At 61.7% G+C, this 19,204-nt stretch carries 16 protein-coding genes; 1 reads left to right on the forward strand and 15 read right to left on the reverse strand.

Annotated elements, in window-relative coordinates; translation table 11 throughout:
• Nucleotides 1-2: 2 nt before the first annotated feature.
• The 15 genes from ACIQU6_RS34075 to ACIQU6_RS34145 form a co-directional block, all read right to left on the reverse strand.
• A complete protein-coding gene (locus ACIQU6_RS34075) occupies nucleotides 3-1,241 on the reverse strand; it encodes a siphovirus ReqiPepy6 Gp37-like family protein (protein ID WP_403485608.1) in 1,239 nt (412 codons plus the stop codon).
• An 11-nt stretch (nucleotides 1,242-1,252) separates the two neighbouring features.
• Nucleotides 1,253-1,750 carry a hypothetical protein gene (locus tag ACIQU6_RS34080; protein WP_403485609.1) on the reverse strand — a complete coding sequence of 166 codons (498 nt, stop codon included), beginning with the start codon at nucleotides 1,748-1,750 and terminating at the stop codon, nucleotides 1,253-1,255.
• Between the two features lie 85 nt (nucleotides 1,751-1,835).
• Nucleotides 1,836-8,522, reverse strand: a complete 6,687-nt coding sequence (locus ACIQU6_RS34085; RefSeq protein WP_403485610.1) for a CHAP domain-containing protein — start codon at nucleotides 8,520-8,522, stop codon at nucleotides 1,836-1,838.
• 18 nt (nucleotides 8,523-8,540) lie between these two features.
• Nucleotides 8,541-8,933 (reverse strand): hypothetical protein, encoded by a 393-nt coding sequence (locus ACIQU6_RS34090; protein ID WP_403485611.1) that lies wholly within the window; start codon nucleotides 8,931-8,933, stop codon nucleotides 8,541-8,543.
• Between the two features lie 17 nt (nucleotides 8,934-8,950).
• Nucleotides 8,951-9,250 (reverse strand): hypothetical protein, encoded by a 300-nt coding sequence (locus ACIQU6_RS34095; protein WP_403485612.1) that lies wholly within the window; start codon nucleotides 9,248-9,250, stop codon nucleotides 8,951-8,953.
• Nucleotides 9,251-9,335: 85 nt separating this feature from the next.
• A complete protein-coding gene (locus ACIQU6_RS34100; protein WP_403485613.1) occupies nucleotides 9,336-9,665 on the reverse strand; it encodes a hypothetical protein in 330 nt (109 codons plus the stop codon).
• 8 nt (nucleotides 9,666-9,673) lie between these two features.
• Nucleotides 9,674-10,420 (reverse strand): hypothetical protein, encoded by a 747-nt coding sequence (locus ACIQU6_RS34105; RefSeq protein WP_403485614.1) that lies wholly within the window; start codon nucleotides 10,418-10,420, stop codon nucleotides 9,674-9,676.
• Between the two features lie 63 nt (nucleotides 10,421-10,483).
• Nucleotides 10,484-10,870: a hypothetical protein gene (locus tag ACIQU6_RS34110; protein WP_403485615.1), complete on the reverse strand. Its 387-nt coding sequence runs from the start codon at nucleotides 10,868-10,870 to the stop codon at nucleotides 10,484-10,486.
• The gene (locus tag ACIQU6_RS34115) at nucleotides 10,860-11,216 is read right to left on the reverse strand and encodes a hypothetical protein (protein ID WP_403485616.1); all 357 of its coding nucleotides are present in this window, start codon (nucleotides 11,214-11,216) and stop codon (nucleotides 10,860-10,862) included. The genes ACIQU6_RS34110 and ACIQU6_RS34115 overlap by 11 nt, the downstream gene beginning before the upstream one ends.
• 896 nt (nucleotides 11,217-12,112) lie before the next feature.
• Nucleotides 12,113-13,162: a hypothetical protein gene (locus tag ACIQU6_RS34120; protein WP_403485617.1), complete on the reverse strand. Its 1,050-nt coding sequence runs from the start codon at nucleotides 13,160-13,162 to the stop codon at nucleotides 12,113-12,115.
• Between the two features lie 21 nt (nucleotides 13,163-13,183).
• A complete protein-coding gene (locus tag ACIQU6_RS34125) occupies nucleotides 13,184-13,753 on the reverse strand; it encodes a hypothetical protein (RefSeq protein ID WP_403485618.1) in 570 nt (189 codons plus the stop codon).
• A gap of 79 nt (nucleotides 13,754-13,832) precedes the next feature.
• Complete coding sequence (locus tag ACIQU6_RS34130; RefSeq protein ID WP_403485619.1) at nucleotides 13,833-15,269, reverse strand: phage portal protein; 1,437 nt, start codon at nucleotides 15,267-15,269, stop codon at nucleotides 13,833-13,835.
• Nucleotides 15,256-16,824: a terminase TerL endonuclease subunit gene (locus ACIQU6_RS34135; RefSeq protein ID WP_403485620.1), complete on the reverse strand. Its 1,569-nt coding sequence runs from the start codon at nucleotides 16,822-16,824 to the stop codon at nucleotides 15,256-15,258. Before ACIQU6_RS34135 ends, ACIQU6_RS34130 begins: the two co-directional genes overlap by 14 nt.
• A 16-nt stretch (nucleotides 16,825-16,840) precedes the next feature.
• Nucleotides 16,841-17,143 carry a hypothetical protein gene (locus ACIQU6_RS34140; RefSeq protein WP_403485621.1) on the reverse strand — a complete coding sequence of 101 codons (303 nt, stop codon included), beginning with the start codon at nucleotides 17,141-17,143 and terminating at the stop codon, nucleotides 16,841-16,843.
• Between the two features lie 113 nt (nucleotides 17,144-17,256).
• A complete protein-coding gene (locus ACIQU6_RS34145; protein ID WP_403485622.1) occupies nucleotides 17,257-17,610 on the reverse strand; it encodes an HNH endonuclease in 354 nt (117 codons plus the stop codon).
• A gap of 906 nt (nucleotides 17,611-18,516) precedes the next feature.
• On the opposite strand from ACIQU6_RS34145, the gene ACIQU6_RS34150 reads away from it, so the two are divergent.
• Nucleotides 18,517-19,191, forward strand: a complete 675-nt coding sequence (locus tag ACIQU6_RS34150) for a hypothetical protein (RefSeq protein WP_403485623.1) — start codon at nucleotides 18,517-18,519, stop codon at nucleotides 19,189-19,191.
• Nucleotides 19,192-19,204: the final 13 nt, after the last annotated feature.

Consider the following 19,204-nt stretch of genomic DNA (forward strand, 5'->3'; position numbering starts at 1 on the left):
CATCACATCCTTGTACTGAGCTGATTCACTCTGCGCCAAAGGGCCTTGATCTCCCCAAAGACATTGGTCGGGTTGTCGGTGCCTTGATTGCCGATGTTGGGCGTGATGGTCGAGCCATCTGCCGTATCCGAGATGGTGACCTGACGGACGATGTCCCGATGGACGGTGCCATCCACCACGCATGTCACGGTGTCGCCCAACCACCAGTCGCGGCCGAACGTGCAATGTGGGGTGTCGATCGGATAGAGCTGGAGGTTTCCGGTCGCCTGGCCTTGGTCGAGGGCTTCGCGGCCTCGCTGATCAAGCACAGCCATGGCACTCTGAACGGTGGTGCCAGCGTCTGTCTCCCCGGCAAGGATGGGCTCACCGCTTGCCCCCTTCTTCAGGGGAACGTCGCGGGCATCAACGAAGGTCTCGGCCTTGATGCCCCAGTAGGCTTCGGCATCCTTGTCCACGTACGCCTTGATGTAGCGCTCGCGACCCTCGCCCTGCGCTGCCACGATGGCACGAGTGGCTTTCGGGGCGGTCATGCTGTAGACGACCTCTTTGAGGTTCCCCAGGTCGGGGGAGAAGCGGACAGAATCGCTACGATCTCGCACTTGATAGGTCTCAAGTCGAATGGTGCGGCTATCGGGATCGTAGAGGTTCCGCCACCCAAGTCCGCCAGCCTCTGCAATGGCCTTTACGCCGTCTCGCAGATTATCGAAACGAAGCGAGTACGGGGTTATAGGGCCGTACTCGTCATACTTCCAGTCACCGTCATAGGTGGGTGTGACGTAACCGTACGGTCGACGATCGTCTAGGGATTGAGTACCACAATTGCGGTTGATCACCGCTTGTAGAGCGTGGGACGCCTTGAGATTGCTCTGTGCGTCTGCGGTGCGGGCTTGCTTGTCGAGCGGTGCGAAGGTGTCAGGATAGGCAATGTGGGACTGGACGATGGCGTTATCGTCTGAGCCGGTGAAGAAGAACGCCCCATCGCCACTGTCTGTGTCGACGGTCCAATACTTTTGGATTCCCTGAAGCTGGCCCGACATTATGGGCCGGTCTACGCCTTCGCGGTACACGATGATGCCGTGTCCGGGCTGAAAGAGCTTGGCATGCGGAAGGCCGGCGTTCATCTTCAACGTCCACTGGCCGGTGTCGCAGTGCTTTAGGACTGCGCTGAACTCGATGTAGTCATCGACCATGCCAATTGGGGTGAGTTGACGGTTACGTACGATTATTCGATAGTCGCCCAATGGCGCCTCCTTTAAGTTCCAAGGGCTCGCCGAATGTGCATCTCCATCGTGTGCATAACGCCCTCGATGGTCCTGAAATTTTCCGATGCCTGCTCGAAGTATTCCTTATCGATGCCACAGAACTCCCGGGCCTGGGATGCGGCATCGATCAACTCAAGGATTCCCTCTGCCCAACCAAACATGAGAGTGAAGTCAAATCGATGCAGTCCCAGTACCTGCAAGGTTGCCGAGTGGCCTCGTAGGGCTTCTAGCTGGCCTGGCAGAAATTCAACCTCTTTGGGTGGATGGCCATTTCCCCACTCGTGGAAATATCGTTGTAGTGACTCGTGGAGCACCTGCCAGTCGTGAAACAAGTCCACGCACGCCTTATAGCGGTGCTTCCAGATTTCCGTCTCGGTGGAAGTTGTTACGTCCGTACTGACAACGTTGATCTGGCCAATGTCTCTCCCCTGAACTACAACGCCGTGCACTGACGAATGGGTGATCTTGTTGTGCGCGTCGGACGCCATCCGCCTTCTCCCTCACCAGCAAGGACCATCAAGGATGGCATGAGCGAGTGAGGAAGAACTGGCAGATGGCGAACCGGCGTTGGGCCTACAGCCCGTACATGAGGTGTGCTCGCTCCAGGGCGCGCAGCACGGTTTCCTCAGTCGGCACGTCCGGAGCTGCTGTGATGTTGATCGTGACGTTGCGGCCGCCCATAAGGGAGGCAGTGTCACGCGCGGTGTGTACGCGCTCGCCGCCACGCATCTCGATCAGCTCCGGCCCCTGCTCACCAACCAGGGCCAGGCCCGGCGATGCGCTCCTGGTGCCCTTGGCGTACCAGTGGTTTCGCTTCCAGAACTCCCATGCGCGCGCGGGGTCGCCGTAGCGGTCCCTGATGTAGCCGAGGCCCCATCGCTCCTGGGTGACTGGGTTGGTCAGCCAGTCACGCCCTGCCGACGCCATCTTGGACGCTGGAAGGCTCTGCGGAATGCCGTAGGCCCCGCTGGACGGGTTCTTGGCGAACTGGTTCCACCCGGACTCACGAGTCCACATGGCATCGAGGGCGTTGAACTGGTCGCCCCATCCCATCTGCTGGAGTAGTTGCCTGGCAACGGCCTTGTTCTGGGCTGGAGTTCCGCCATCCAGTCCGCCGGCAGTTGGAATGTCGACGCCGGTCGCGTACGCGCCAGGCCAACCGCTGAAGGATGCTCCGGCGATTCCGCTCCCGCGGGCACGGAAGACGTGATCAGGGTCGCCCAAGGACCGGGTCAAACGTTGGACGGTCGGGCCGACGTTGCCCTCAATGGTGTGCAACACCCCGTTGGCCAGGGACTCGACCATGCCGATGTGACCGCCGTTTCGGTAGGTCACGATGTCGCCAGGGCGAGCCTGGGAGGCGCTGATGCGGGAGCCTGCGGCCTCGGCGTTCCACGTCGATACTGACGGCCAACGGTTTGCCGGCGTTCCCTTCGGACTGTTCCAGTACGAAGCGGTGGCGCCTGCCTTGTCGATCACCCAACTGATGAAGTCCGCGCACCACTGCTCACCATTGAACTGGTTGTACTTCACCATGTCGGGGCCGGTCTCGGTGTAACCGATTTCCTGCTGAGCCTGCTTCACGGCTGCTGAGGCGCCGCCGACATGGTCATCGAGGTACCTGCCCCACTCCAGAACAGAGCCCTTGAAGTGATCAACCATGCCCGCGCTGACGCCGCCCATCGAGGCGAACGCCTCGGTGACGGCCTTCGTCATGGCCGCGATGTTCTGCGACCAACCGTGCTCCAGGGCCTCGGCATAGCCGCTGTACGGGTCGTCCTTGTGGGCACTGACCCACTGGGCACCGCTTTGGCTCTTCCAGCCGAGCGGCTTGACGATCCCGCCGGCGGCGAAGGCGTTGCCGCCGAGGCGGGCCGCGCGATTCCAGGCGTGAATCTGGTCTTCGCCCAGGGCCCTGACGACCTCGGGCCGCAGGATTCCCTCACCAGGACTCAGCACAGCCGGCACAGTGTCATTGCCTGGTGCGTAGCCCGGCACAACACCACCAAGGGCGAAATGCAGCGGCTTGAGTGGCGCAGAGGCCCCGGCCAGACCAGCCATGGCGCCAGTCATCTCCACGATGCCATGGTTGTACGGCCCGTTGATCGTGCTCCTGGTGGTCGAGTCCACATAGGACATAGACGACCGCCACGACGACTCAATGGCCGCTCCCGTAGACCTCATGTGGTCACGGAGCCCGGTCACGCCGGACCGCAGCGCGGACATCGATGACAGGGACGATGCCTTAGAACGGTCGACGGCCGATGCAGCATTTGCCCACACCGCGTCATGGGCCGTTTGGAACGTCCGCTCGGTTGGGGCGAGATCACCGAGGATCCGGGTGGTCCAGGCCGTCATCGATGGCGAAACGGTCGCCTGCCATGCAGTCTGTACCGCTCGCCCGATCGCTGCCCAGGAGGATACTGATGTATCCCGATACTTCTCCGTCGTCGGCGAAAGATCGAGCTTCACCTCTTGCGTCATGGCGACGAAGGACGGCTGAATGATCGTCTGCCACATCGCCTGAATGTGCTCGGCCAACGCCTTGAAGTTGCCGCTTCTACCTGCCTCGTTGAGGGCGTCAACACGGTCGGCGCCGATCATGCGGACTACCTCAGGACGTAGAACACCTTCGCCAGGGCTGAGCATCGCTCGGACGCTGTCGCGGCCCGGTGCGTATCCCGGAACGATACCGCCCGTCGCATAGCCCTTTGAGAAGTCCCACAGTCCGTCCAGGTTGGGCAGCGCATCGCGAAGCCCCTTCATCATCTGCTGGGCGACCTCGGCCGCGAACTCCGACGGGTCGTTCAGGATCGCCATGTAGTCATGCCACGTGTCCGACCAGCCGTTCATTGTCTTCTCAAAGGCGCCGACCACCCAGTCCTTCAGATCGGTAAGCACCCCCTTGGGGTCGGTGACGAACCGCTTAGCGAGAGCGAGCAGTTCCTTTACACCGGTCCACAGGGACTTGATCATCTCCAGCAGATTGCCGAAGACATCGCCGATAGTGTCGAGCGTAAATACCTTTCCGGCCATTCGCCCTGCACGACCGACGATGTTTCCGTGGCCGTGGTAGACCTCGCTCATGAAAGCGTCGGAAACAGTCGGCGCGACCAGGCCCATAGCGAGGCCGGCAAGCTGACTTAGAGGAGTCCCCTCAGTCTGACGCACCAAAAGGTTCGGCAGCTTCGTGGAATACCACTCAGCAAGCCGATCGGGAACCGTACGGTATCGACTGCCCGCCCACTCCGCCTTGGAGGAAGCCCAACTACGGACACCGCGGCCCATCCTTCCGAGGCCGGCACTTGCCTTGCCGATGCCTATGGAGGCCCTTGCCGTGCCGACGAGTCCGGACAGATCCATGATCCGCTGAAGCTCATCAAAGTCACCGAAAAGGCCAGCGAGACGACCACTTGCACCGCCACCCGACCGGCCGCCAGGGCTGAACGCCGCATGCGGAGCCGCCATAAGCGACATGGCCATAGGGGCGGCAGCCGGAGCCGACATAGCGCCACCGGAAGTCGACGCGCCACCTAGGCCAATGGCGCCACCGCCGAACGATGCGTGGACGCCAGTGTTTACGTACCCCCGAGCCATCAAAGGCGCCGCGGACCGCTTGGAGCGATGGCTACCACCACCCCCCTTGCTGCCACCTCCCTTAGAGCCACCACCGCCACTCGACCCACCGGTATCAGAGTTCACCTTCTTGACCTCGGCATCGAGGCCCTTGGCGGCGGTCGTAACCTCGTCGATCTTCTCCTTGAGACCTCCGAGCTTGGATTCGATCGACCGGAAGCTGACACCATTAATCTTATTCAGCGCCGGATTGAGACCGGACTTACCTGACGGGACGCCTACCGCATTCTTGGTGTCGGTGACAGCAGACTTGAGGCCCCCCGCGCCCACGAACTTCCGCTTGATCGTCTCAAAGCTGATGTCCTTGAGATTGCGGATAGCCGTAGCAAGTCGAGTAACGGCCGCCTTCGCATCCTGAACAGATGCCTTAACGGACCCCTCGGCGCCGTTGAGCTGCGCCTGTATGTGGCCCGTCGTCGCCTGGTTATTTAGATCAGTAAGAGCAGTCCGGACGCCTGAAACCTTCCGAACCGCCGCCTCGCTAGCAGACTTCAACGACGAAGTCTCACCGGAGAGTTGCCCCTGAATGCGGTCCAGAGTGGCAGCGTTCAAAGGCTCCATGCCTTGGGACCGGACCTTGCGAACAGCATCCTCGGCCTTCTTCGCGGAGCCCTCAACAGAGGCCCCCACGGCTCCGGCCAGGCGGCCCTGCGCCTGAGACAGATCGGCATTGTTGAGAGCCTGGACCCCGAGATTCTTAATGTGCTCAACAGCCTCGCGCGCCTTCACCGCCGAGTGCGAGACAGACCCGGTACTGCCGTCGAACTCGCCTCGGATGTGCTCCAGGCGGACAGCGTTGACGCGCTTGATCTCATCCGCCAGGGTCTTCAGGCGCTCGTCTACACGCTTGATGGCCTGCTCGGCCGACTGCGTTTCCAGCTCCAGGCGCTGAGGCCGCGACATCGGCACGGGCGGCAGATGATCGCCCGCTGTACGGCGAGCCTGCGCCCGACGATCCCGGCGTCGCTGTGCGTACGCATCCTCATCGCGCCGATCCAGCACATAGGGCCGGGAGTCCCGGGCCGAGCGATACGCCTCATAGTCACGGCGTCTACCGCTCTTACGGTCCTCCTTCCACTGCGCCCTGTTCGCACGCTGCGCACGCGCCATCTGGACCAGGTCGTAGGCGTTGTCCGCAGTCTGCGGAGTGCTGTTGATGCGGCCTCGAAGGCGCTTGCGCTCCTCGCGGTACCGCGTGCGTGCGGCCGCCCGACGATCCCGATCATCAAAGTCGACCAGGCCGCCGGAACCCCGCTGCACGGCCGCCCGACCATATCCGCGCAGGGCCTCTGCCTTGCTATGCCCGAAGCGGGCTCGGGCATAGTCGCGCTCCTGGCGGACGCGGTTGGTCCACCCCCACCCGTTTTCCGTGGCCTCTCGCGACCGGTCGCGGGAGCCGCGGTACCCCTCAAGGAAGGTGTTGCCCTCCCGCCGACTACGCCGACCATACTCAACGTGCTTGATGCCTCTACCAACGGCAAGAGCGCCCTTACCTGCCCCGCCAAGGAGCTTCCCGAAAGCCTTCGCTGATTGGCCAACACCACTGATCAACTTCATCGACTTGCCAAGGATCTTGGCCCCCACGCCGAACGCGATGAGGAGCGGAAGAGCCTTGACGGAAAAAGAGATCAGGGTCTTGAGGAACCCTTGGAGTGCGGGATGATCTGCGATGAACTTCGCCGCACCAGTAGCGATCGAGATCACCTTGTTCAGGCCATCTACGAACGCCTTGGCAGCAACCTTGATGCCGGGGAAAGAGATCTTCCAAAGTTCCTGAAGCCCGCCCAGGACCTTCAGCACGTTCTTATACAGGTCGGTCTGTACGTGAGTCAGCATGCCGGTATCAGGATCGCGGCGGACCATGAACTCGCCGTTCTCGTCGCGCTTGGCGAACAGGCTCATCAAGTCGCGCTGTGCTGATTCCTTCATGCTCTGGAGGCGGCCTCTGACGGTTGCGTTCTGGGCCCTCTTTGCGGCGCCCGAGACCGTCCCGCCTGACTCGATCAGCTTGTCAATGAAGGCCTTGCCGGAGGGAGCATCAGAGGCCGTCATATCCGCCATTAGCTGTGCGGACGCCGTCTGCGCCTTGCTCTTGGTGCCCTTGTCGAGGACGTAGTTCGGCTTGCCATCCTTGAAGCCCTGTTGAACGTAGCGGCCGTTGTTGTCCTTCACCCACTCGTAGTGGCCGCCGTCCTTGGCGTAGCCGCCGCGCTTGTTCCTGATGTACGCGCCGTGCTCGTCAACGACCCACCGGCCCTTGTCGTTCTTCGAGTAGTGCGTCTTGTCGGTCTGCGCTACGTACTTCCGCGTCCAGTGCTGTCCAGGATCGCGAACAATGTTGGGGCCCTTCTTGTCCTTGTAGCCGAGCATGGTCGCGATCTGCTGCATGCTCATATTCGTCGCGTTCTCGAACGGCTTCAGGTTGCGGAGCGTCAGCTTATCCGTGTCGAGAATGTACGCGATCTGTTGCATTGCCCGGGACAACTTTTCCGGGTCCGTGATACCGCCATGGGCCGCGTTGTTGGCAATCGCCTTGACCAGCGCCTCAGACTGACGCGCAGCAGCGTCAGGGGCGGTGCCGTGTGAGGTCAGGATCCGCACATACTGTGGGGCGAACTCATTCATGTCCTCCAGCGAGAACGACGAGTCGATAGCGAACTGCTGAAGATTATTGAGCAGTCGCATCGTTGCCTGGATCGATACGCCCAGACCTCCCAGGGAGTTGGCCGCCTTGTCGAAGGAGTCAGTTGCCTGAACTCCGAACTTCGTCGCCATTCCGCCCGCAACCGCCAAGGGCGTGACGACGTTTCGGGAAAGAAGGCCAGCCAACTCCCCGGATTGCGTACCCAGGTGTTCTATCTGCTGTGAGCTCTTGCGCCACCGGCGATTCGCGGCTGCCATCAGCGTTGCCTGCCGGGCAGATGCCGCCTCCTGGGCCTGTGTTGCGGCAGCCAGCTCGGAACGCAGGGCCGACAGACGATCGGTCAGCTCAGCCCTGTAGGCGAGCGTCGTCGACCGCTCCGCCTCGATCTCCTGAGTCTTGGCCGACTTGTAGTCACGCAAGCCCTCGCGGAGCGATGCCTGGAGAGCGGCATTGCGTTGCCGAAGTTCCGACTTGTACGCCGCGCCAGTCGCCTTGAAGGCTTCTTGCCGCCGCGCTTCGCCCATTTGTGATGCCCGGACCATCGACTTGACGGCCGACTCTTCCTCAAGGCCCATGGTGGACAACACGCGCTTGTGGCGGGCTGCCAGGCCCTTCATGGCGGTGTGCTTTTCGTCGGCCGCCTTGAAGGCAAGCCGGACGAGAGCAGAGGTGGTCTCGCCTTCTTGCTGGCTTACCCACTCCAGAGCCTTCGCCTGAGCCTGAGCGGCGCGGGTAGCGGATGCCTTCAGTGCCGCCTCGGAGCGCTTCCCCGCGTCCGCAGAGGCATTGACCATGCCTTCAAAGGCAGCGTTGACCTTGGGCACGAATCCGCGCTCAAAGGCCCGGCCAGACTCGTCGGCAGCTCGGCCCACGGCCTTGGCCGTCTCCTCCTGCATCCGGCGCGAAGCTGCCTGATCCAGGTGCGGAGTGACCGGGACCTGAGCCCGAGCGACAGGTATGCCCTTATCCTCGCTCGCCATCAAGGCCCCCTTATCTATCTATAGAGCGTTCATCGCGCCGAACCAATTGGATAGCTCGGCGGGTGTTGCCATTTCAGGTTTCGTCGGCTCCGGTTCAATTGGTTCGGCGCCAGGACGCCACATGGGCTGTGGCGGATCAATGTCTGTGTCTTCGGCACTGTTCGCCCGAATGAAAAGCCAGTTTGCTGCTTCAAGCGAATCCGAAATACGTGCCAGTAGGTGTGATTCATGCGACCACATAGCTGACTCGTCAATAGCGCGAACCAGAGCGCCAGAGCCTTGACGGGCAAGAAGCGAAGAGATGAGCACATGTAGGCGCCGTAGGGATAGTTCACCGCGCCACAGATCCAGGAGGTCGATTCCGAAGAACTCCAAGAGGTCGGCCTCTAGCTCTTCGGAATAATCCCTCACGACAGTGAGGGTGCGTATCAGTTTCCCGAATCACCGAACCCGGCAGCCTGGGTAACCAGGGTCGCGAACTCTTCGAAGGCGTCAATGTCAGGGTTGGTGCTCTTGAAGATGGTCCACTGATCCGGGCCGACGATGGCGCGGATAATGCTCAGCTCGCCGCGGTCATCCTCGATTGCCTCCAGCACATCGAGGGGGAGCTTGCGCTGTGACGGGATGGAGAAAGTGTGACCCTTGTACTCAATGGTGTTCGGCATACCAATAGCCTCGGCCTTCGCGGCCTTCGAGCTCTGGTTCTTCTTGGCGGGCTGAGCAGTCACAGATACTCCATGGTGTAAGGAAGAAAAGAAACGAGAGGGCCGGGGCGGTTAACGCCAGCCCCGGAAGGCGCATGGGTTAAATAGCTCAGTCAGTGGCGGAGGTGGCATTCACGGCAGCGTCGGCGTGAAAGCCCTTGCCGGTCAGCTTGACCGCCTCGCCACCCTGCGCCGTGGAGGTAGGCGTGACGGTCAACTCAGGGGTGGGCGCCGCCGTAACGGTGAGAGTGGCACTGGCGTGCACACGAGGGTTGTCGGTCTCCGTCACGGTGATGGTGTAGGTTCCGGCAGCTACAGACTCGGCGACGCTGACGGTGCCCGAGACGCGGCCATCAGCGGTGCTGCGGTCGTTGTCGAGGGACACGGTGATGCCCTCTACGGGCTTTGCATTGGCATCAAGAACGTTGATCTTCGGCATTCTGCTCCTTAGGCGGTGGTGACGAAGTCGGAATCGGTCAGAGGGTCATGGCCCGGAACTGGGCCAATGTTCCCCGAAACAACGGCGTTGCCATCGAAGCCGCCCCCGCTAATCGGAGTGTTGCCACCCGCTTCCACATTGGGAACAAAAAGTCGCGGAGTCTGCGCGATGGACGGGTCATCCGTCAGGAGGTAGCCCAGCGTGCCATCCGAATCGAGCGCGTCAAGCGTGAGCTCGTAAGACTGATTCTTGGTACGAGTCAGAGAAATACTTCCGCGGTCGCTGACCATCGCCCGTCCAATCACGGCACGGTATCGGGCGGAATTGTCGGACCACTCGACGACAAACGAGGCTTCGGCCAGATCCGGATTCGACTTGATGTCGAGCCGGTACTGATCTCGGGTCTTGCCCTCCTTGTCGGTCACGGGGACCTTCTTCCACTCCGCTCCGTAGAAGAGACGCGAGGTGTCGGCATTCACCTGCATGAGGGTTGCCTTCACCTGAAACGCGGCACTCTTCACATACCGCAGAACGGGCACACTGGCCTGCCAGACGGACAGCTCTTCCGTCTCCACCTTTGGTGTAATTTCCGTGCCATCTTCGCTCGTATAACCGAGCGGAATGAACCCCGCAGACTCCAGATCCTCGTCAACGCTCTGCGGCAGCGAGCCATTCGACAGACTGCCGAAGTGCACGAAGATGCCCCCGTTCGGGGCGAAACGAATCTGCTTAGCATCGGCGCCGTTACTGGCCAATGGCAGCCTCCTCAAGGCATGAAAAAAGCGGCTCGAAGGCCGCGAAAAGTTGAATAAGTCGGATCACGCATCGGTCAGGTAGGCCGCGATGCTGTGCACGTACCGATACTCACCGGTCATCGAGTCCGGCAGGAACAAGGGCGCATGCACCTCTGCGACGTCGAGGACCAGGGCGCCCGCCACGACCTGGCCGGGCAAGTCTTCCAGGAGAGCGGAGCGCAGGTCATAGGACATACCGGCCGCCAGCGTCATGGACTGGTGATAGACGTGGGTGACCAGCTCGGCGCGGTCGGCGCGGTCCCGCACGACGCGGTACCCGCCTGCGTGCTCCAGAACGATCGTTGGCTGGCCCTTGCTCCGGTCAACGCGCGTCCCAGACACCATGACACCCCGCATCACTGGCAGGCTCGCAATGTAGGAGTGCAGTACGGCGGCCGGGTCAATGCGCATCCGGCCGCCTCTCTCGCAACACCGCGTTGCGTAGGTAGTGGCTGCCAGATGTCTTGTGGGTGCCGTACTCCAGGTGCATGGCATGTGCGGCGCCAGAGGGCACGTCTGCATCTGGGACGACCGCGCCGACGGGCTTGCCGTTCAGCCACACCATTGCCGTACGCACGTTGATTGCGGCGGCCGTACGGTTTCCCCTCGGTCGACGGCGATTGTGGCGGGACAGCATGGCCCGGTATCGGCGGGCGATCCGCAACGTGGCCTTCTCCACCTCAACCGCGGCCTGGGTACTGCCCTCAAGGCGTAGAAGTGCCCGCTGATCCCACTCGATCTTGAACCGGTCGCTCATGCCGCGACTCCCCACAGGCGTACCACCACATGACGCAGTGCCCCACGGTCCCACCGCTGCGGCTCCGACAGCACGTCGTACCAACGTCCTTGATACCGGACGCGATCAGCACTGTCCGGCTCAGCGGAGACCGGCAGGTAAGCAAGGAGCATCGTGGATGCGGACTCGTTCGACGGATCGCGATCCTCAAACGCCCGGTACGGCTGGACGTTTGCTGGCCCTGACCAAACCCGGGCCGCGTTGTCCCAGTCACGACGACGCGTGTAACCGTCCTCCACGATAGGAGCCCGCCAAATCTCCAAGTGCTCATCAAACGACAGGAGCAGGTCTCCTCACCTCCCGAGAAACGACAGAACGGCGGTAGCGGCGCAGACCCTCGCGAGCCGCAGGGGATAGCCCTTGGGACGGAGCGGTAGCGCCGTAGGACACCTCCAGCTCGCCCACGCGCTCAGACATGACGCCAGGCTGCACCGTCAGCCACCGAATGACCTCAGCACACACCACAGAGACCACGCTCGGGGGCACGGCCGGATAGCCGTACGTGGCGCGCACGGTAATGCGTCGAGAGGCACCCTGTGGAGGACTCCAACCGTATGGACGCCACAGGGCCAGGCCGTCATGCGTCCACCCGTCGACTGGATCGCCGGACGCCCACCGCACCTCGGCGATGTCCGAGAGCGGCAACATGAAGCGGGGTAGGGCGAGTTCGGCCCCGGCCGCCGTCGCGTCGAGCTGCACCAGGGCGCCGTCATGCCGACGGAAGTCGGTACCGCAGTAGTCGGCAACTAGGGCCGATACGTCGTCCAGGAAGGCCGCTATGCGCGGTTCCTCATCGTCGGTGACGGCCCGGCCCAGGCGCGCCACTACATCAGCGACCGACGCCAGTGGTTCCCATGTCACGCAGTCGCCTTGGATACCTTCGTCGTCTTCGGCGGAGCCGGATCAGCGGCCTTGGACGGGACAATGAGCATCTGCTCGGGCCTCAGAACCTTCGCGTCGTAGAAGAGCCGGCTCTTTACGGCGTGAGTGAACTTCTTCTCCGGCTGGTACGTCTCCATCTGCGCGTAAGGCGTCACGACGGAAACGGCGTTGGTAGCGCCCATCACCATGTCGATGCCGGCGCCCTCGGCGTGAGCAGGGTTGATCAGCGGATGCCGCTGGCGATCCGGGCGAGCGTGATTGCCCAGCGCACTCGTCACGTAGACCGGCACGCCGAGGATGGAGCCGATCTGTCCGGTCGGAATCACGGCGCTACCGAACTTGCTGGCGTCGATGAACATCTCGGACTTGAGCAGCGAACTGCGGACCTTCGGGCTGACCATCAGCCATCGATCCTCCGGAACACTGCGGATGTCCAGCTCCTCCAGCATCTCGACCACACTGTTGTACACGGCCTTTGGGTCCGCCAGGTCGATGGAGTCGAGGGCGTCGATAGGGCCGGTCTCAATGTCCGTCATCTGTGCGGCCTTGGACTCGTCCTCCACCGAGTTGAAGTCCTTGCCGGCCGTGGCGTGGTTGATCGTTCGCGCAACGAGTTTGTCCAGTGCGTGAGCGGTCTTACGGGCTCGCTGTCGGATGAGGTTGGCGAACTTGTCGATGCCGGGCTGTGTGAAGAACTGGTCCAGGGAATCGATCTCCAGGTGGAAAGAGCTGCCCTTCTGGACGGTCATGCGCATGTACTCAAGCTGCGCATGGTCGGCATCGCCGATCGACCCGTAAGCCTTCACCAGGCCCTTGTCCTCGACCGTGTCCACGAAGTGGGGGATGCGTACGGTGTCGCCGCCCTTGTGGAACTCGCCCTCGTACTGCGTGTTGACGATCCGCGGGGACGCGAAGACCGTCTGCTCTTCGAGGTCCTGGAGAAGCTGCGCCTCCCAGATCTCCGGGGTGAACGTCCCCTTGACGCCCTCGGTAAGGCGTGCGCCGCTGTCGGCGTAAAAAACCATAGATGCCTCTCGGTTGGTCGGTTAGATCTCCCCACGCATGAGCGCATCCAGCCGCCCATCAGCGCGAGCCTGGTTGATGTCCTTCGCCGTCATGCGGGACAGGTCGGAGCGGGTGAGCTGACCTGCCTTGCCGGACGGCTGCCGCCCTAGTCCGAGGTCCTGCCGGTACACCGGTGCTGCCTTGCCAGGCAGGGTGCCGATGAACGCGCTGACGGCCTCGGTGTCCGTCTCGCCGTCGGCGCCGATGAAGCGGGTCACGTTCAGAAACTCATCGGCCGGAAGCGTCGCGCCCTCCTGGGCGGCCTTGGCCCGAAGCTCCGCAAGCGCCAGGCGTCGACCGGCCTCCGTCAGGGCCTCGGTGCGCGCCTCCTGGCGGGCCTGGTCAATGGCGCGCTCCTGGTCGCTCATGGCGGCCTGTCGCGCCTGGTCGAGCTGCCGAGCGGCCTCCTTGAACGACTTCTCGTTCTTGCGGCTCATGGCCTTCCAACGGGCAACCTCGGCGCGCAACTCGTCGACGCTCACGTCCTGGTGCTCGTTGACGTCAGCATCGAGGCCCTGTTCATCGGGGGAGGGCTGACCGTCGTTGGTCATGGCAGTGTCAGTCATCGGTGTCCCATCCATTTCGGAGTACGAGAAAGCCCTCATTGCGGGGGCCGTTGTGAGCCGTGCTTCAGCGACGGCTGGCGTCGTCGCCTGCCCGCTTACGCGAGTCATTCGAGGCGTTGCCCTGTGGGGGCCGCTCTGCCATGTCGTGTGCCGTCGGTGCAGAGGCCCCAGCAACAGCCGTCGGGTAGCAATGGATCAGGTTCTCCTGCTCAGCCAGGAGCGCGGGGAACCGCGCGATCTGCGCAGGCGTGAACCCCGCTCGCTCCCAGAGCACTTCAACAGGCACGCCCAACGCCTTGAGCTTGATCAGGGCGTCCATGTGCTGAGCCTCAGACCTGTTCTCAACGTCCGCCCAGATGACCTCGGCCGTGTGGCAGTCGGCACGCGAATCGCCCTTCACAAGGAACGCGAGTCGCATGACCTCGACCCAGGCCCGGCCGAAATGCAGGATCCGCTCACGGGACTTGGCGATGAGCCCGTATTCGGCAGCCTCGGCGCCCTCACCAGTAGCCGGCTGGCCTCCAGAGTCGAGCATGTAGTGATAGGGCACCCGCGCAAGGCTGGCGAGGTGCTGCGTCAACAGGTCAATAAGCACGCGGTAGTTGGAAAGATCCGCGGCGGCGAACTGGCCGAACCGGGCCTGTGGATCTTCAGCCTGCAACACCTTGTCGATGGCAATCCGGAACGGCTCGATCGGCCGCCCATCCCCGTCTTCAACGATCTCCAGCCCAGTCACGAAGCGTGCGGGGAAGGCTGCCATCTCAGACGCCACCAGGGCGTCAGTAGCCGTCTTGTTGATCGCGTCCTGCAGAGGCACGATCGACTGAAGGTCGGAGACTGGATCCCCTGTCAGCCGGGCTCGGTTGGAGATCGGCACCACCGGAACAACGCCCAGAGGGTTGGGGTCCTGAACCGGCTCGTACCACTGACGTCCGTCACTAAACGAGGTGTACGTGTAGTCCGCAGTCCAAAGCGATACGTACTCGCGACCGAAGTCGTCGCGGTAGAACTTCGCGGCTGCCTCGATCTCGGTACGGCTGCCGGGGCGGTACTGCACGACGACCTGTTCGGCTGACTCGCACGAGATGACTGGTTCGTTGTCGACGCCGGCCCACACGATGGCGTACGCCTCGCCATGCACCATGGCGTCCAGGTGAGCCGCGGAAGACTGCACCGGCATGTTGTTGCGCATCCATATGTCGTGCGCATCGGCATCCGCGTCAGGGTCGTCCGTGAGCCGGAAGCCCACGACTGACAGGCGCTCCAGGACGGCATCAATGACGAGGGCGCAAAAGTTGTCCGACCACTCGCGAAAGGCGTCACCGAAGGCTGTGCTGTAGAGGTTCTGCGAGAACGGCATGGTTGCCTGGCGGCCCTCGTAGTAGTCCGCGTACTTGCGGATCGAAGGCAGACGCTTGCCTAGCTTGCCGTGCAGGTAGTCAATCCACTCGATCGCCGTAGACGGAGACGAGAACGGGCTACCTATCCTATCCAAAGCCAACCACACGCCTCCTCTTCTCTTTCAGTCGTCCATCAGCAATGGCATCAGCGCGTGCCTCAAAAGACAGGATCGCCGCCACGGCCAAATCAATCTTCCGTTTCGACCTTGGACTGTCCTTGCGGATCAGGACCCCTTGAGGAACCTCCCGCCTCACCGCGTTCAGCACATGACGAGTCAACGTCGTCTCGTCGGAGTGGCTAAGATCCCCTGTGGCCACTGCGGTTCGGAAGCGTTCGTTGGCATTGACCATGCGCGTTGCCTTCGATGTCCAGAACTCGAATACGCGGTCATCGCCATAAGCAAGAGCCCATCTTCCAATCGCCTCTTGCCAGTGTGGGGGATCACAGTAGACCCATGCCACGTCGTAGGTATCGAATGCCTTGCCCATGGCCGCTTCGACAGCTAGAACGTCAACCTCCCAGTCAGGGCCGGCCTTCTCAGGCTTCTCCCAAACCCCCAGAGTGAACAGCCGCCCATCTCGCAGCCGGCAACCCACAATCCCAGTTGAGTCGTTGAACAAGCTCCCATCAAACCCGATAGCGATTTTGTCGCCGGGTTGAATTGGATCCTCATGCGAAGCGCAGGCATCCCACTCGACCTTACTCATCCAACCATCGGCCGACTCGGCGATGTTGTTCAAGTAAAATCGATAGTCATGCGCAGCGTTGTCGCCGTACACGATGACGTTGACGAGCTGGTCAATCGGCGCCCACCACGAGTCTCCGTACGCCTCAACGAGACCAGCCCGGACCGCGTCAGGGTCCTTGAGATCGATGTTCGGCGGAGCCTCGCGGCAGTCGTAGAGGATGAATGGGTTTCCGTTGAGCACCTTCTCGTGTGTGCTCTGGGCTACGGAATTCTCGTTCGGGTCATACGCGTTCGTGGTTTGAATGCAGCGAGCGCCTTGGGAAAGTGACTTGTTGGTATTGCGCTGCAACGTGTCATAGAAAGCAGGGCCTCCAGTGGAGTCCACCCAATGGTGCGACTCGTCGCACACGATCATGGTCGGTCGCGCACCTTCGTTTCCGCGGCTACTCGACGTGACCGGAGTGATCTTTCCAGGGCGATTGCCCTTGAACTGGATCAAAGTCTTGCTGATGTCGATGTCGTACTCATTCGCGGCTGGCGACTCGGCCAGCATCGCGCGAATCATGTCCATCGTCTGGGCAGTCTGGTCAAGGCTGGTTGCTGCAAGTTGAACCAAGGGCAGGCGCACCGATGCCCCAACGACAATGCGTCTGCCGTCCTTGGCGGTCTTGATGACGCCGGTCCACCGGCATGGGCCAATGAACTCAATGATCGCGATAGCGGCCAGCAACGGTGTCTTGCCAAATCCCTTGGCGCGACGCAGCGTTGCCTCGGTATAGATCCATGTGCCATCGGCGTTGAGTGCATAGAGCCACTTGATAAAGTGACGTTGCTCATCGGTGAAACGCCATGGAGCACCAGCGTTCTCGCCATCCGGCTGAACGATGAAGCGCTCAGCCCAGGCAAGAATGTGATGACCCAAAGTGAGGTCAGGCTCATGTGAGGGGAGATTGCCGGTCTGTGGCACGACACCTCCCGATCAATTAGCCAAGCAGGTCGCCCAGGACGTCATCACTGGTCGACTCGGTTTCCTTCTTCACCTTCATGCGTAGGCGCTGCCGATCCAGCACCGTTCCGCCCAACAGGCTCTCCTGCTGCCGGAGTTCGGCATACGCCTTGAGGTCAGCACCCTCCATCTCATAGATGCGCTGCACCAGAAGCACCAGGACCTTCAGGCGCTGCACGTCCGTTGGTAGAAATGCTTCGGCCTGTGCGGAGGTGCGCCAGGTCTCCCACCACTCTCGAACCTCCGGCAAGTACCGATCGGCCTGCGGGAGTTCGGGCACTATGGTGGCTCCGTGGCCGCTCAGTGGGGCCTCCGGATGCCTGTTGCGTCGTACTGGACTGTCTTTCGGCGGGACGCCCCTGCCTGCCATGTCACCACCTTGAGTTAAATAAGTCAGCCGCCGTAGCGACCCTGTCTCGATTCCTCGGCCGTCTTCGTTCTGTGGCACGAACGGCAGATAGCAGCGAGGTTCACCAAGTCATCCGAGCCGCCTCGGGCCACGGGGACAATGTGATCAACCTCAGTCGCTTGAGGGCTGCCGCATCGATAGCAGCGACGCCTATCGCGGTGAAGCACATGCAGTCGGCGCTGTGTCCAGCCCGCTCCGCGGGCCTGATTGCGCTTTGAACGGTTGGACCACGGTTGACGGTGATCAACGGGCTTCGGAGCGTGTTCCTTGCAAGCCCCGGCTTTGATGGCGACTTGAGGGCATCCGGATCGGAAGCACGTTTGGCGTGCTCTAGGCACTTACGTTCCTTTGGTTTGATTCCCGGGCAGGACCAGACCGCACAGTCTCAATTCAACGTGATGAAATCCTGCCCGGGAACGGTTTCCCCGTAGGGGAGCTCAAACAATGAAGGAGCTCAACCCTACGGGGCGTCTAATGCTTCAGACTCTTATTGAGTCTGAAAGAGATATGGGTTCTGAGAGATTTAGAAGACTTTTTGTTTCTCTGTATTTGAAGTGTTCTAAAGTTACCTCTCATCCTTATAGGCAGTGTCTCGCCTCCGAAGCGAGACACCTAATGGGTGGTGACGCTCATCACACCTCTTGGACTTGCAGGCGTGTGCACGCTTAACTAACGTAGTCGGAGTCAACGCACCTCAGTGCCTGAGACGCCCCTCATGGGTTTGACAACCACATACACCCGGAGGCCACCCCGAGAGCGAGGGAGGCCCCACCCAAGCAAAGGCGTCGGTACATCCGACGTCACCATCGGCTGTCCGTGCACCCTGGTGCTGCGCGAGCTCTCCGATCTGTCGATCAAGACCCGTTTCCGCCGGTTTGCCGGAGGCCCAGTGCGAGCGCTTCCAGCGCACCGGAGGCAGGGAGCAGAGCGGAGCAGGCTGGCCCCCAGACCACGGATGCGCGGACACCCGATGAGCGTCAGTACGTGAGACGCCAGCAGGAACCCTTACCTGGGGGTTTCCGCTGACGTCTCAAAACAGACGGAAGGAGTCGTGTGAGCAGCAAGCAGCGCGAGCGCCAGAAGTGGCGAGCCATGCGCCGGCAACGTCGGGAAGAGCAACGAGTGTTCTCCTCGGGCAGGCCAACTACCCATCCGGCCCAAGACCGCATACGGCACACCCATGACGACTGGGGAGTCATCGATGCAGGCGTCTTCCGGCGCAACAACATGAGTTTCATTCCTCATTGCGACGGGAGGTCAAGGACTTCCGTAACGACAAGAGCCTGAATGAAATCACTGTAGATGGCGACGAGTTCGCCAGGGCCGCACATAATGCCCTGGTGTTCACGCCCGCCAGATCATGTGTACCAGCGGCCATGCTGTACGTGACTGAGCACGAGCTTTACTTCCTTGCAACAGACACTTACACCATCGGCCGTCCCAGCCTCGGCCCCACACGAGGTGCCAAGCCCCTGCACATTGAGCTCACCCGGAGCGATCTTCAGAACCTGGACAAGCTCGGGCGAGCCTGTAAAGGTGAACTGAGAATCGCTTTCCCCGACGATCGAGGGCTCATTGCCACGGGGGTACAGACGCAAGTTCAGGAAGCCATCCCCAATAGGGCTGGCACTCTGAACTACGACCGGAAGATCTGGAACCTATGTGACGACCTCCTGAGGCAGATGGAACGTCGTGACCCACAGATTCCCGAACTCCTAGCCCTGGATCCTGCGCTGCTGTCACGGTTCGGGAGGATCAAGACCCCCAAGGGCAGCAGCCCTATGCTGGACATGAGGATTACGTCGGCTACAGAGCCGATTCTCATCAAGTGCGGCCCTCGCTTCATGGGAGTTCTTATGCCGGTGGATAGGGGAGGAGCCGGTCAGTCGACTACTCGGGGCAACGAGTTTCTCTGGTGAGGGAAGAGGCTGT

The organism is Streptomyces sp. NPDC090442 (assembly GCF_044769405.1).
Classification (GTDB): domain Bacteria; phylum Actinomycetota; class Actinomycetes; order Streptomycetales; family Streptomycetaceae; genus Streptomyces.

Coding starts and splice junctions, on each gene's coding strand:
- ACIQU6_RS34080 (WP_403485609.1), bottom strand. CDS start 1,750: ATGGCGTCCGACGCGCACAACAAGATCACCCATTCGTCAGTGCACGGC.
- ACIQU6_RS34085 (WP_403485610.1), bottom strand. CDS start 8,522: ATGGCGAGCGAGGATAAGGGCATACCTGTCGCTCGGGCTCAGGTCCCG.
- ACIQU6_RS34100 (WP_403485613.1), bottom strand. CDS start 9,665: ATGCCGAAGATCAACGTTCTTGATGCCAATGCAAAGCCCGTAGAGGGC.
- ACIQU6_RS34110 (WP_403485615.1), bottom strand. CDS start 10,870: ATGCGCATTGACCCGGCCGCCGTACTGCACTCCTACATTGCGAGCCTG.
- ACIQU6_RS34115 (WP_403485616.1), bottom strand. CDS start 11,216: ATGAGCGACCGGTTCAAGATCGAGTGGGATCAGCGGGCACTTCTACGC.
- ACIQU6_RS34120 (WP_403485617.1), bottom strand. CDS start 13,162: ATGGTTTTTTACGCCGACAGCGGCGCACGCCTTACCGAGGGCGTCAAG.
- ACIQU6_RS34125 (WP_403485618.1), bottom strand. CDS start 13,753: ATGACCAACGACGGTCAGCCCTCCCCCGATGAACAGGGCCTCGATGCT.